This is a genomic window from Pseudoalteromonas sp. MEBiC 03607, assembly GCF_004792295.1.
Classification (GTDB): domain Bacteria; phylum Pseudomonadota; class Gammaproteobacteria; order Enterobacterales; family Alteromonadaceae; genus Pseudoalteromonas; species Pseudoalteromonas lipolytica_C.
Map to the genome: position 1 here is coordinate 2,070,310 of NZ_SRRY01000001.1, position 14,954 is coordinate 2,085,263.

The following is a 14,954-nucleotide window of genomic DNA, read 5'->3' on the forward strand; positions in this document are numbered from 1 at the left end:
GTCCACTCAGTTATAGGTAATAGCAAGGTAAACAGCGTACTTCCCTATACCAAGTGGTATTATAGTGTTACTATAATTGTTGAGTATTTTACTCAAGTTTTAGCAAACAGCAATGCTATTGCTAAAGACTATTTTAAATTGTGGCTACGAATGCCGATTTAAGTTATATATCTGAGGCCACTGTGAAACTTTTTCAAGGCCAATGTAGTAAGCTAATGTCTTTTTTGAGGTTGTAAATGGAAACCATCGATAAAATTAAACAGCAAATTTCTGAAAATCCAATCCTTCTTTACATGAAAGGATCACCAAAGTTACCTAACTGTGGTTTTTCTTCACAAGCATCACAAGCACTTATGGCATGTGGTGAGCAGTTTGCTTACGTTGACATTCTACTTAACCCAGATATCCGTGCAGAGTTACCTGCATACGCAAACTGGCCAACATTCCCACAATTATGGGTAGAAGGCGAGCTTATCGGTGGTTGTGACATTATCATCGAAATGTTTCAACGTGGTGAATTACAGCCACTAATCACTGAAACAGCTGCAAAGTACAAAGAAAAAGACGCTGAATAATTATATTTAGTGTAGAAAAAAGCCGCAATCTGCGGCTTTTTTTATAGCCATTCGCTTAAGATTAGTAAGCGGTGGTATTACCCAGGTAATAAAACATGCACGCTCAAACCACCGTGCTCACGGTTATGTAGGCTAATTTGCCCGTGGTGCGCTTCAACTATTTCCCTGCAAAGTGCTAACCCTAAGCCACTGCCTGTTGCTTTAGTGGAGTAAAAGGGAATAAGTGCGTTGGCCATTACAGCCTCACTCATACCCTTGCCTTTATCACTCACTGTGATATGTGTGCCACTTGTTTCTTGTTGCACAGTTAAGCTGACATCTTCTGGGTTTGAACCCGATTCATAGGCATTTTTTAATAGGTTTATAAGTAACTGCTCGAGTTGGGTATGATCAGCGTCAGTTGTTACACGTTCATCAAGTGAAACCTCAACCTGCCACTGACTTTTTAATTGCTCAATCAGTGTCGGCCAGTTAATCGTCGACAGTTGAGGGGTGGGTAACTTAGCAAATTTGCCATAGCCTTGTACAAACTCATTAAGGTGTTTTATGCGGTCTTCAATGGTGGTAAATACCCGTTTTAAGCGTGGCTCGTCGACTTCTTTTGTTAATAGTTGCGCGCTATGAAGCATTGATGACATTGGCCCTAGTGAGTTGTTAAGCTCATGGCTAATGATACGAATGACTTTTTTCCATACCTCTACTTCTTGGCGGCTTAGCTCGCGAGTCAGCTGTTTAAAAACATACAGTTGGTGAAACTGATTATTTAGTAATAATCGGCCTGTTGCCATATGCCAAGTTTGTGATTCTTGATCTGCTTTATCGAGGGTAAATAAGCCATCAACGCCTTTGTGAATGGCACGCGTTAATTGCTCGCAGCTTGAATCTAATAAGTTTTCGAGCTTGGCACCTTCAAGGGCTGATTTAGCATCGAGTAAGCTACGAGCACTGTGGTTGCTATACACAATAAAGCCTTGGTCGTTAGTCAAAAGCACAGCTTGTGGCGAGCTTTGCAGCACTTTGTCGAGCATCAACTCACGCTGATATATCCATTGCTTTTCTTGGCGAAGTTGTTTTGCGGTTTGGTTATAAAGCCGGCATAAATTACCTAGCTCATCACTGCCATCATAGGCTAATAATGTAGCCAGCTCACCATCTTTAAAATTAAGCAGCCCGGTTTCGAGCGAGTTCATACCATCAATGAGCGGAGCTGATAATTGCGCGGCAAAAAGTCCGCTTATCAAGGTGCAAGCGAGCAGGGCTAATAGGCTGTAAAACAAGCTTATACCCGCAAAATAACAAACCAATATAAGCGGCAATGCAGACGCTGCAATACACAAAGTTATGATTTTATATCGAAACGAAAAACGCATTAGTATTCAATCTTAAATTTATCAAGCCTGCGATAAAGCGCTTGGCGACTTAGGCCAAAATGGCGAGCCACTTTAGCAATCACACCTTTGTACTCGCGCATGGCAAGTTCAATCTCTTGTTTGTTAGGCTCTGCTCTTGTTTGTGATGGGCTGTTTGTTTCAACTTGTAAGCCAAAATCAGCAAGCTCAATCACCCCTGTGGGTTTTAAAACGCCAGCGCGTTTACAGGCATTTTCAAGCTCACGAACATTACCCGGCCAGCTATGGGCGAGCAGGGCTTTTTCTGTACTAAGCGACAGTGTGCGCTCAGGTAAAAAGTGTGCGACCAAAGCTAAAATATCATCTGGGCGATGGGCAAGGCTTGGCAAATTTAACTCAATTACATTTAAGCGGTAGTAAAGGTCTTCTCGAAATTGACCTGCTTTAATTGCATGGCTTAAATCTTCATTGGTTGCTGAAATCACCCGCACATTCACTTTACGTGTTTGTGTTGAGCCTAAACGTTCAAATTCACCGGTTTGTAAAATGCGTAATAGCTTCATTTGCCCAGAAAGTGGCAAGTTACCAATTTCGTCTAAAAATAAGGTGCCACCATCGGCCGCTTCAAAACGACCAATGCGCTGTTTGGTAATGCCTGTATAGGCGCCCGCTTCGGCACCAAATAACTCAGCCTCAATAAGCTCGCTTGGTAAAGCACCCGCATTAACAGTGATAAAGGGTTTATCTGCTAATAATGAATTGGCCTGTATTATTTGCGCAATGCGTTCTTTACCACTGCCGTTAGGGCCTGTGATCAGCACTGAAATATCCGATTTAGCCACTTGAATCGCAAGATTAACAATGTGCTCCATAGCGGTACTTTTATAAACCAAGCCCACCAAATTAGCTTGTTGCACAGATGCGTCACGCTCTTGCTGGTGGCGGGTAAAGGTTTCGTTTTGCTGTTTTGCTTTACCCAGCTCGATTAGGTTATTTACACAAGTAAGTAGCTTGGCATCGTCCCATGGTTTTGGTAAATAATCAGCAGCCCCTGCTTTGACAAGTTCAACCGCAGTAGAAAGCTCTGTCCATGCGGTGATCAAAATAATCGGTAGGTGAGGATTAATGTCTCGTAAGGCATAAAAAAGTTCCTTGCCTTCTTCGCCTGAAGTGGTGTCGGCGGTAAAGTTCATGTCCTGAATAACAAGCGCTATGCGTTGGTATTGTACGGCCTGAATTGCCTCAAACGGGTTACTTGCTGTAACAACATCAAAACCGTGAATTTCGAGTAATAACGACAATGCATCCAAAATGGCTGGGTTATCGTCGACGATAAGTATTTTTTCCATATTTTTGTTTTAGTTATTTTCCTAATAAGGGTGCAAGATGAATGCTACACTGTTAATCCAGTGTAGCATAGGTTGGGAGAACTAAATTGTTCGAGTTGCAATGCTCGGTGAGATATTCGCAGCCCGTTTTGCAGGGGCAAGTACCGCTAATAAACTCATAACGAACACTGCCAGCGCTGTAGCAAGTACGTAACTAATATCAAGCTGAGCAATTGAAAAGTGCTGCATCAGTAATTGCCCTAAATACACGGCAGCAATCACACCAATCACTAAACCAACAACACATATCATGGCGTTTTCAACTAAGAAGTAGCTGATAATGGCTGACTTTCTGGCACCTAAAGCGCGGCGAGTACCAATTTGTTTAGTACGCTTGCTAATATTAAACAACGTTAGGCCGAAAATACCCAGGGCTGTCACCAACACTAAAATAGTAATTAGTACAATCAGCATGCGCATCATTAATGTGTCTTCAGCCATGTATGACTCTTTATCGTCATCTAAGCCACGAATGCGAGAGATAACGCGTTTGTTGTAGTTTTTTAACATGGCTTCTTCAACACGGTTCATGACTGATTGACGTTGATCAGGCTCCGTTCTAACCACAAAGCGTGCATTTGTTCCAGGCTTAATAAAAGGCAGCAGTGCTACGTTATCTGGACGGCTGTCTTTAAGCCATGGGCCTTTCATTAGATCAATAACACCAATTATTTTCATTGGAATGTCACCAAAGTAGACTGTTTGGCCTAAACCATTGCCGTCAGGGAACAGCTCATCGAGTAGGGTTTTAGTGACAACGGTTACTTTTGAAAGCTCATCATAGTTATCGGTAACGATCACTTCGTCTTCAGTGTAGTTACGCCCAGCAATGAGTTTAACGCCATAGGTATTAATGCCATGCTCATCGATAAACATGTAAGAAGTACGGGCTGATTTACTCTCTTCAGGTGCTGGCTTTAAACTAAAATCTGACGAAGAACCACTGCCCGAAAGTGGTGTGTTACTCGAGTAAGCAGCATCGACTACCCCAGGTATTTGACGAAGCATGGCTTCATCAAGCTCATATTGCTGTGACGGCGACACATCTTTGCCAAACATCATGACATTAAAAACAAAAATGTCTTGTTCAGGATAGCCAGTCTCTTGGCTTAAATAGCTAATTCTGTCTTGAATAATAAACGCTGCGTTACTGACAATCGCAGTGGTGATGGCAATTTGGATCAGTAATAATATAGCGCCAACTTTTGAGCGGCATAAGGCGTGAAAGATAGGTTTAATTTCTAACATGGGTGTCTTCCTTATTGGCTCTTAAGATAAATAGCAGGGTTGGTTTTACATACCAGCCAAGCAGGGTACAGACCCGCTATCACACAGGTGCTAATTGCAATCACAGGTGCGCTGAGTAACATGCTTAAGTCCATTGTGGCTAAGCTTTGGTAGTAGCTATAGCTTTGACGTACGCCTAATAAGCCCACTTGCGCCAAAATAATTCCGAAGATGCCACCTAAGAAACCTAACATCGCGACCTCAACAATATGTTGAAAGAATATTTGGCGTTTGCTGGCACCTAATGCACGGCGCACACCGACTTCCGGAGCGCGGCGTAAAAATTTCGCTAGTAATAAACCTAAAATGTTGGCAAGGCATACCGCCAAAAACATAAAGCTTAGGCCAACCAGAATTTCGTTGTCTTCGCTGACAACATTGTTGTACTGCATCCACTCATTTACATCGCGTAAGGTGGCGGTTAATTTTTCGCGGTTAAAACGACCTAGCTTTTGTTGCTCTTGCATATAGGCCATTAAAAAGTCTTGGTAAGCTTGTTTTTCTGCAGGTGTTTTTAGTTCAACCCAAAATTGTAACCACACCATTTCAGAATTGAGTTTGTCGTTAAAGGTATTGGTTTTTTCGTGCTTCCAACCATTGGTATTACCCCAGTTTTCAAGCTGGCGTGCTTTCATTAGGCTAAATGGTAAAAATAGTTGCTCGGTCTTATTAAATGCACCGTTGTTCAGATCATAATATTTGGTGGTGATATCCCAATCATCAATCACGCCAATAACTTCGTAACTAGCATCATCAAGGTACACCATTTTGCCTACTGGGTTTTCACCTGCGAATAGCTTGTCGTTTAATTCTTTATTGATCACCACAACAGGGGCTGCATCGGCTTCTTGTTGCGCGCTCCAAACCCCACCATAAATAAACGATAGGTTAAACATATCGAAAAAATCAGGGGTGGTTAGACGAGCTTGACCAATAAATGGTTTAACTGTGTCTGAGTCTAAATAAACCGAAAAACCCGTTCTAACCATAGTGACACGCTTGCCACCTGCTTTGGCCTGGTTAAGGTTGACTGCATCTTGATAGGTTAATTGCAGTGGCATGTTATCGATTGTCCACCACGTACGGCCTTCATCCATGGTTTGTAACTGCACAGAGTAAAGATCGCTACTTTTTTCAGGAATAGGGTCTGCCGACATCATGTGATACACAGATAAACTTGTCATGGTTACGCCAATACCAATGGCAATAGCCAGCACCATTAAAAAGCTTACTAGTGGCGTGCGCTTAAAGCTGCGCCAGCTTAAATCTAAATAATGAAGGAACATGGTTACACTCCAGCCGCTTTAAGGTTTTGGGTGCCTTGATACAAAGTGAAGTCAGCGAGTTGGCCATCAACAACTTGGATATTACGTGGTGCTCTGCGGGCAAGCTCTGGATCATGGGTTACCATGATGATGGTTGCGCCATCACGGTTGATTTGCTCAAGCAGCTCCATTACCTGACGCGCCATTAGGCTGTCTAAATTACCAGTTGGCTCATCGGCGAGTAAAAAGCGTGGTTCACCTGCAAGGGCTCTGGCAATAGCGACACGTTGCTGTTGACCACCAGAAAGTTGTTGCGGTAAGTGTTTAGCGCGTGAGGCTAAACCAACTTGCTCAAGGCATTGTTCAATTCGGCGTTTACGCTCAGCAGCTCTGATACCGCGATAACGCAGTGGTACTTCAATATTTTCATACAAGTTCAAATCTGGAATAAGGTTGAAGCCTTGGAAAATAAAACCAATTTTTTGATTACGGAGATCTGCGCGCTGGTTGTCATTTAATTTACCCACATCAATACCGTCTAGCATGTATTGGCCTTCGCTAAACGGCTCCAACATACCGGCAATGTTTAAAAAGGTGGTTTTACCTGAGCCACTCGGGCCTGTTACGGCAATAAATTCACCTTCTTCTACTTGTAGGTTGAAGTCGCGAAGGGCGTGCGTTTGTACCATATCTGTTTGATACACTTTGCTGATGTTGTTCATTGTAAGCATGTTGATTATTCCTTTTATTTGTTAGCGTAAAACCAGTGAGGGTGCTTTTTTAAAGCGATCGTAATTCGAGATAATTAACTTATCGCCAGGCTCTACGCCTTCGATAATCTCGACAGCATTGATACTGCTTGCACCGGTTTTTATATCGATTAAATAAGCCATGTCACCGTCAACTTTATAAGCATGGGTGCCACCTTGTTGTAAGAATGCGCCGCGTTTTACCTGCAATACATTGTCGCGATTCTCTAATAAAATACGTGCGGTTAAGCGTTGATTTTGGCGAATGCCAGAAATCTCATTGTCAAAGCGTACGCGGGTAGTGACCTCGCGATTATTCACTTCAGGCGAAATAGCCGATAGGGTGCCTGTTACATGACGTGCGCCTAAAGTAAGTTCTACTTGCATACCAAGACCTAGCTCGTTGGCGTAGCTTTCTGGTACTTGCAGTTCTGCTTCAAAGTTACTTAAATCGACCAATGTCATTAACGGTTGGCTTTGTGTTACCGCCTCTTTTTGTTGCACTAATAAGTTTCCAACAATGCCGCTTACACTGGCGGTAATGGTGAGTTCATTTACTTGTCTTAGTAAGTCATCAACAATCAATTGCTGACGCGCCAGATCGCGCTCTGCTGCTTTTAGCTCAAATGCGAGGGTATCTTTAGCTAAGCTGACTTCTTGCTCGGCGTGCTTATATGAAAGCTTGGCACGAGCTAAATCATCAACGGCTTTTTCTAAATCTATTTGGCTGATCAAATGTTTCTCGATAGAGATTTTAGCGCGACGGTTTTCTCTATCTGCGGCATTTAGTTCTACCTGAGCTAAATCGAGTGCTTTGGTAAGGCTCAGCTTTTGCCTGCGCGCTTCAAGTTGCTTGCGTTGTAATTCGCCGTCTAATCGCGCTAATACTGATTGTTGCTGTTTTAATTCGTTGGTTAGCTCAGGGCTGGTAACGGTTGCAATCACTTCATTTACTTCAACGCTATCACCGGCTTTTACTTTTAAATCGACAAAGCCACGTTCAGGGCTGTAAACCTTTGGCGCATTGGCTGCAACGATTTTACCGCTCGCTGCCACATCTCTGGTGAGCGTCTTTTGGCTCACTTCACTAATTTGTAGGCTTGCTGCATCAACCGAAATGCTGCCATCGTTACTGGCAAACAAAGCTTGAAAGCCAAGCGCACCAACAAGTATTACCCCCGCTGCTAACATAAGTGGTTTTTTAATGGTGTTTTTCTTTGCCACACTAATATCTTGGGCGCTGGTATCCTTAATCATCATAACTCCTTACGATTCTCAAAACACACAATCATGAAGCCAACGGCAAGCATGGTAAGTGGAGAAGCCATAAACAAACTGATAGTGAACATTTTGAAATCCTCAATTTCGCTGATGTTTTATCTATACCAGTAGCGTGCCAAAATTTAATATATTGATTTTTAATGTATTTTATTTTATTTGATGAGTTACTGCCTGTCCGCGGACAGAAAAAGTGTCCGCAGCGGACACTTTTAAATTGCTGTTTGTTGACGCATAGGTAAAGAAACTCAGTCATTGCGACTAAGGTAGTCTGCTCAGATACATAGTTTGTAACTATGCTAAAGCCAAGAGTAAATAATGATGCAACTGTGCTAGGTGAGACCCCATAAAAAGCTGCATTGATATTCATAAGGTGAATAATTATTCATTTATAGGTGCAGTTTACGTTAACGTAAAGGTGCGGGTTTTTAGATTGGTTTTTTACAAGTTGTTAAATTTGACACCAGTGTCATAAAAAAATAACGGTAAAAATACGTCTAAATGTAAAAAAATTGCTTAGTATTTAATATATGCCTTCAAGTGAGAAATATTCAAGAATATGAATATGTATTCAAATCTCTATTGACTCATGGAACAATTGGCGATAGTTTTGTTCGTCTGCTAGCACTGTCGCAAAAGACTGAATCGCTAGTCGTTGTAGCAAGGGGAGGGGTCTATGTTATATGACTCAAAATTAGAAAAAGATAATTGTGGCTTTGGCTTAATAGCCCAGGTCAATGGTCAAGCGAGTCACCGCTTGATTCGAACAGCAATCACGGGCTTAGATCGCATGGAACACCGAGGCGGTATTTCTGCAGATGGCAAAACCGGTGATGGCTGTGGTTTATTAATGCAAAAACCCGATAGTTTCTTTCGTGCTATTGCCAGCGAACATGATTGGCATTTAGGTAAGAACTACGCAGTCGGCATGGTATTTTTAAATGCTGATCCTGTACTTGCACAAACAGCTAAAGATGTGCTGAGTGAAGAACTTGAAAAAGAAACCTTGAGTATTCAGGGGTGGCGTGTAGTGCCAACAGATTCATCATGTTTAGGGCCAATTGCAAAAAAACAACTACCGGGCTTTGAACAAATTTTTGTGAGCGCACCAGAAGGCTGGCGTCCAAAAGATTTAGAGCGTCGCTTGTATGTAGCACGTCGCCGTGCAGAAAAGCGCCTCGAAAACGATGAACATTTTTATATTGCTAGCTTATCTGGTTTAGTTACTGTCTATAAAGGCTTAATGATGCCTGTAGACTTACCTAACTTTTATTTAGATTTAGCTGACATTCGTATGACCAGTGCGATTTGTGTATTCCACCAACGTTTCTCTACTAATACACAACCTCGTTGGCCATTAGCGCAACCATTCCGCTATTTAGCGCATAATGGTGAAATTAATACTATTCAAGGTAACCGCCAGTGGGCTCGTGCCCGTGCGTATAAGTTTGCCTCACCACTTATTCCTGATTTGCAATCAGCAGCGCCTTTCGTGAACGAAAGCGGCTCTGACTCTTCAAGCTTAGATAATATGCTTGAGTTGTTCTTAGCGGGTGGTATGGATTTATTCCGTGCTATGCGAATGCTTGTGCCACCAGCATGGCAAAAGAATCGTGCCATGGATGATGACTTACGTGCATTCTATGACTTCAACTCAATGCACATGGAACCATGGGATGGCCCGGCAGGTATTGTAATGTCAGATGGTCGTTTTGCAGCCTGTAACCTTGACCGTAATGGCTTGCGTCCAGCTCGCTATGTAATCACTCAAGATGGTTTCATTACCCTTGCTTCAGAAGTAGGTATTTGGGACTACGCACCAGACGAAGTGGTTGAGAAAGGCCGTGTTGGCCCTGGTGAGCTATTAGTTATAGATACTCATCAAGGGAAGATTTGGCATTCAGATGAGATTGACCAAGACCTTAAATCACGCCATCCATATAAAGCATGGCTAGAAGCAAACGTTAAGCGTTTAACACCGTTTGAGCAACTCTCAGAGAAAGATGCGGGCAACCGTTCATTTGATGATGAAACTCTGCTTAAGTACCAAAAAATGTTTGGTTACACCAACGAAGAACTTGATAGCGTTATTCGTGTAATGGGCGAAAATGGTCAAGAAGCAACAGGCTCAATGGGTGATGACACGCCATTTGCGGTACTTTCAGAAGGTCATCGTTCACTGTTCGATTACTTCAGACAAAAATTCGCGCAAGTAACCAATCCACCGATTGATCCACTTCGTGAAAATCACGTTATGTCTTTAGCTACTTGTATTGGTAGTGAGCAAAACGTATTTAATGAAACAACAGGCCATGCTAAGCGTTTACAGTTTGATACGCCAATTTTGATGTATGCAGACATGCAACAGCTTATCAATGCTGACGATGAACATTACAGCTATTGTAAAATTGATATTACTTACACCAAAGAAGAAGGTTTAGAGAAAGCGATCACCCGTATCTGTGATGAAGCGCAAGCAAAAGCAGCGTCGGGCTGTGTCATGCTTATTCTAAGTGACCGTAACTTTAGTGAAACGCACTTGCCTATCCCGGCTGCAATGGCGGTAGGGTCTGTTCAAAAACGTTTAGTTGATAACAACTTACGCTGTGAATCAAATATCATTATTGAATCGGGCAGTGTCCGTGATGCACACCAATTTGCTGTATTACTAGGCTTTGGTGCAACAGCAATTTATCCGTATCTTGCGTATGAATCGTTAGTTGCGATGACTGACAAAAAGATCTTAAACAAGAGCTACTGTGAAGTAACCCTTGCTTATCGTAATGCGATAAATAAAGGTCTATATAAAATCATGTCGAAAATGGGCATTAGTACTGTTGCTTCGTATCGCTGTTCGATGTTATTTGAAGCCGTTGGTTTATCAGATGCAGTTGTAGAAACCTGTTTTAATGGCGTGGCAAGTCGCATCAAAGGGGCTTGTTTTACTGACTTTGATGATGACCAGCGCAAACTACATAAGTTAGCCTTTAGTAAACGTAAATTATTAAGCCATGGCGGCTTATTAAAATATGTTCATGGTGGTGAATACCATGCGTACAACCCAGACGTTATCCAGACACTGCAAAAAGCAGTGCGTTCTGGGGAATATAGCGACTATGTAGCCTACGCTGATTTAGTAAATAACCGCCCTATCACCAATTTACGTGACATGTTGGCAGTGAAAATTCCTGAAGCTGGTGTGAATATCGATGACGTTGAGCCGGCAACTGAGCTCTACAAGCGTTTTGACTCAGCAGCAATGAGTATTGGTGCGTTATCGCCAGAGGCTCATGAAGCGCTCGCGATTGCAATGAACCGTTTAGGTGGTTGTTCAAACTCAGGCGAAGGTGGTGAAGACAAACTTCGCTACGGCACTGAGAAAAACTCGCGTATTAAGCAAGTTGCATCTGGCCGCTTTGGCGTAACACCACACTACTTACGTAGCGCTGATGTAATTCAGATTAAAGTTGCGCAAGGTGCAAAACCAGGTGAGGGTGGTCAATTACCGGGTGAAAAAGTAACGCCATATATAGCAAAATTACGTTACTCGGTACCGGGTGTGACCTTGATTTCGCCTCCGCCGCATCACGATATTTACTCGATTGAAGATTTAGCCCAGCTTATTTTCGATTTAAAACAAGTAAATCCAGATGCACTGATTTCGGTGAAACTCGTTTCTGAGCCGGGTGTAGGTACTATCGCAACAGGTGTAGCAAAAGCGTATGCCGATTTAATCACCATTGCTGGTTATGACGGTGGTACAGGTGCAAGCCCACTTACTTCTGTTAAGTATGCAGGAAGTCCTTGGGAGCTTGGTCTTGCTGAAACCCAGCAAGCGCTAGTAGAAAATGGTTTACGTCATCGTATTCGTCTACAAACTGATGGTGGCCTTAAAACGGGTCTAGATATCATCAAGGCGGCTATTTTAGGTGCTGAAAGCTTTGGCTTTGGTACTGGCCCTATGGTGGCACTTGGTTGTAAGTACCTGCGTATTTGTCACTTAAACAACTGTGCGACCGGTGTTGCAACGCAAGACGATACGCTTCGTCAAAAGCATTATCATGGTCTGCCAGAAATGGCGATGAACTACTTTAAGTTTATTGCCGAAGAAGCGCGCCAAATAATGGCAAGCTTAGGGGTTACTCGATTAACCGATTTAATAGGTCGTTTGGACCTGCTTGAAGCCATTGAAGGCAAAACAGAGAAGCAAAAGAAAGTAGATTTGTCATCTGTGGTTGCGGTACCAAATAACCCAACTGGTGAGACTCTGTATTGCAGTGCACCTAATAGTTCGCATTATTTAGGTCAGCTAAATGAAACCTTGCTTGAAAAAGCAAAACAAGCGATTGATGAAAAATCGGGCACCTCATTGGTAAGTCGTATTTGTAATACTGACCGCTCAGTGGGTGCGATGTTATCGGGCTATATTGCCTCTAAACATGGTAACCAAGGTATGGCTGCTGATCCTGTCTCTATTGAGCTTCATGGTACAGCGGGTCAATCATTTGGTGTATGGAATGCTGGTGGCCTTGAAATGACATTAGTAGGCGATGCGAATGACTATGTTGGTAAGGGGATGGCTGGCGGTAAGCTGGTAATTCGTCCACCGCTGGGTTCATCGTTCGAAAGCCACAAAGCGACTATTGCCGGTAATACCTGTTTATATGGTGCTACAGGCGGCAAATTATTTGCGGCAGGTTGTGCAGGTGAGCGTTTTGCAGTTCGTAACTCTGGCGTACAAGCGGTTGTAGAAGGTGTTGGTGACAACGGCTGTGAATATATGACCGGTGGTGTGGTTTGCGTGCTTGGCAAAGTAGGTATCAACTTTGGTGCAGGTATGACAGGTGGTTTTGCTTATATTCTTGATGAAGGCAATGACTTTGAAAAACGCATTAACCCTGAGCTTGTTGAAATTGTCACGCTCGAAGGGTTGGCATCACACCAAGAACATTTACGCGGCCTAATTGCTGAGCATTTAGAGCTTACAGGCTCAAACCGCGCTGAGCAGATTTTAGCTAACTTTGATTTATACATTCCAATGTTTAAATTAGTTAAGCCAAAATCTAGTGATGTAAAAAGTTTACTCGGACACCGAGCGCGCAGCAGCGCAGAGCTTCGTGTTCAGGCTCAGTAAGGGGGTAGTATGAGCGAAAATGTATACCAGTTTATCGATGTACAACGTGTTGATCCGCGTAAAAAGCCAATTTCAGCGCGTAAGCAATCTTTCGTCGAAATTTACGAGCCGTTTTCTGAGACACAAGTAAACTCACAAGCGGACCGCTGTTTGGATTGTGGTAACCCGTATTGCGAATGGAAATGTCCGGTACATAACTATATTCCACAATGGTTAAAGCTCATTCGTACGGGCCGTATTTTAGAAGCGGCAGAGCTTTCTCACCGTACTAACAGCTTACCAGAGGTGTGTGGACGAGTTTGTCCACAAGACCGTTTGTGTGAAGGCTCATGTACACTTGAAGAGGAATTCGGTGCTGTTACTATCGGTAATATCGAAAAGTACATCACAGATACAGCCTTTAAGATGGGCTGGAAACCAGATATGTCGTATGTGGTTTGGTCTGACAAAAAAGTAGCAATTATTGGTGCAGGCCCGGCAGGCCTGGGCTGTGCGGATATTTTAGTACGTAACGGTGTAAAACCTGTGGTGTTTGACCGTCATCCAGAAATTGGCGGACTTCTTACGTTTGGTATTCCTTCATTCAAGCTTGAAAAAGAAGTGATGCAAAAGCGTCGTGAAATTTTCACTGAAATGGGTGTCGAGTTTAAGTTAAACACTGAGGTTGGCGTAGATGTTACCCTTGATGAAATACTCGCTGAATATGATGCCGTGTTCTTAGGTGTTGGTACGTATCAAAGTATGCGTGCAGGACTTGAGAATGAAGACGCTGATGGTGTGTTTGATGCACTACCATTCTTAATCGGTAACACCAATCGTGTTATGGGTTATGCGGAAGACAAACAAGCTTATATCGATATGGCTAACGAAAAAGTCGTCGTGTTAGGCGGTGGTGATACAGCAATGGACTGTGTAAGAACCTCTATTCGCCAAGGTGCTACAAAAGTAACTTGTGCTTATCGTCGTGACGAAGAAAACATGCCAGGCTCAAAACGTGAAGTTAAAAATGCCCGTGAAGAGGGTGTTGAATTTACCTTTAACGTTCAACCTAAAGGTATTGTGGTTGACGAACAAGGCAAAGTTGCAGGCGTAAAAATGGTTAAAACTCAGTTGGGTGAACCAGATGAGAATGGCCGTCGTCGTGCCGAAGAAGTGGCCGGTTCTGAACATGTTATTGAAGCAACTAAAGTGCTAATGGCATTTGGTTTTAAACCTCATAAAATGGATTGGTTGGAGCCGTATGGCGTTGAAATCAATCATTGGGGTGGCATTAATGCTCCTGAGCAAGGAGAATTTACTCACCAAACAACGAACCCTAAAATCTTTGCGGGTGGTGATATAGTTCGCGGTTCAGATTTAGTTGTTACAGCTATTTTCGAAGGCCGAAATGCAGCTGAAGGTATAATGGAATATCTTGGCGTATAACTACTTAACTTAATGTACGATTTTGAAAGCAAGCCGATGGCTTGCTTTTTTTATGCTTAATCAAAGCAAAATCATCACCTCAACTAACATTTGATTTGTTGAGAGTAATCCCCGATAAAGAAAATGAAAAATCAGAGCCAGCAACGTATAATTACTCAGTAAAAATGGTTGGATTCTAATTTATCTTCGCAGTTTAGTGCTAGCTCCATATTTGCTCCACATTGTTACGCTTTAATGTTCCAAAGAAGTTTGGATCCAGTATGGACATTTGATGCTAACAACATGGAAAAAAAGAAAATGTTTTGCGAACACATTAATCATGAGCAACTAAACTGTTTTCAACCAAGTTCAAAATCTGAAAATGATTTACTTAATGAGGTTATGAAAAGTGAAGATCTGCACGATATTCTGACTATGGTTTTATTAGACGAAACCTTATCAGACGCGTTTAAAGCGATGGTTAGGAAGCAATTAAAAATAATAAAAAATATGAAACGGAAATAA

The 14,954-nt window shown here is 42.6% G+C and carries 10 protein-coding genes; 4 read left to right on the plus strand and 6 right to left on the minus strand.

What is annotated here, in order from left to right:
• Positions 1–236 precede the first annotated feature (236 nt).
• A complete protein-coding gene (locus E5N72_RS09575) occupies positions 237–575 on the plus strand; it encodes a Grx4 family monothiol glutaredoxin (RefSeq protein ID WP_054551536.1) in 339 nt (112 codons plus the stop codon).
• Between the two features lie 77 nt (positions 576–652).
• Here the strand turns inward: E5N72_RS09575 and E5N72_RS09580 are convergent, their stop codons facing one another.
• The 6 genes from E5N72_RS09580 to E5N72_RS09605 all read right to left on the minus strand — a co-directional run bounded on the left by E5N72_RS09580 (position 653) and on the right by E5N72_RS09605 (position 7,870).
• The gene (locus E5N72_RS09580) at positions 653–1,945 is read right to left on the minus strand and encodes an ATP-binding protein (RefSeq protein WP_135924232.1); all 1,293 of its coding nucleotides are present in this window, start codon (positions 1,943–1,945) and stop codon (positions 653–655) included.
• Positions 1,945–3,273: a sigma-54 dependent transcriptional regulator gene (locus tag E5N72_RS09585; protein ID WP_135924233.1), complete on the minus strand. Its 1,329-nt coding sequence runs from the start codon at positions 3,271–3,273 to the stop codon at positions 1,945–1,947. The genes E5N72_RS09580 and E5N72_RS09585 overlap by 1 nt, the downstream gene beginning before the upstream one ends.
• An 81-nt stretch (positions 3,274–3,354) precedes the next feature.
• Positions 3,355–4,560, minus strand: a complete 1,206-nt coding sequence (locus E5N72_RS09590) for an FtsX-like permease family protein (protein WP_135924234.1) — start codon at positions 4,558–4,560, stop codon at positions 3,355–3,357.
• An 11-nt stretch (positions 4,561–4,571) separates the two neighbouring features.
• Positions 4,572–5,885, minus strand: a complete 1,314-nt coding sequence (locus E5N72_RS09595) for an ABC transporter permease (RefSeq protein WP_135924235.1) — start codon at positions 5,883–5,885, stop codon at positions 4,572–4,574.
• A gap of 2 nt (positions 5,886–5,887) precedes the next feature.
• The gene (locus tag E5N72_RS09600; protein ID WP_135924236.1) at positions 5,888–6,595 is read right to left on the minus strand and encodes an ABC transporter ATP-binding protein; all 708 of its coding nucleotides are present in this window, start codon (positions 6,593–6,595) and stop codon (positions 5,888–5,890) included.
• A gap of 21 nt (positions 6,596–6,616) precedes the next feature.
• A complete protein-coding gene (locus E5N72_RS09605) occupies positions 6,617–7,870 on the minus strand; it encodes an efflux RND transporter periplasmic adaptor subunit (protein ID WP_135926267.1) in 1,254 nt (417 codons plus the stop codon).
• Positions 7,871–8,567: 697 nt separating this feature from the next.
• Between E5N72_RS09605 and gltB the strand changes: the two genes are divergently transcribed.
• The 3 genes from gltB to E5N72_RS20720 all read left to right on the plus strand — a co-directional run bounded on the left by gltB (position 8,568) and on the right by E5N72_RS20720 (position 14,954).
• On the plus strand, positions 8,568–13,025 hold the full coding sequence (gene gltB, locus E5N72_RS09610) for a glutamate synthase large subunit (RefSeq protein ID WP_135924237.1): 4,458 nt from the start codon (positions 8,568–8,570) through the stop codon (positions 13,023–13,025).
• A gap of 9 nt (positions 13,026–13,034) precedes the next feature.
• Positions 13,035–14,450: an FAD-dependent oxidoreductase gene (locus E5N72_RS09615; RefSeq protein ID WP_135924238.1), complete on the plus strand. Its 1,416-nt coding sequence runs from the start codon at positions 13,035–13,037 to the stop codon at positions 14,448–14,450.
• Between the two features lie 168 nt (positions 14,451–14,618).
• Positions 14,619–14,954: a hypothetical protein gene (locus E5N72_RS20720; protein WP_240704511.1), complete on the plus strand. Its 336-nt coding sequence runs from the start codon at positions 14,619–14,621 to the stop codon at positions 14,952–14,954.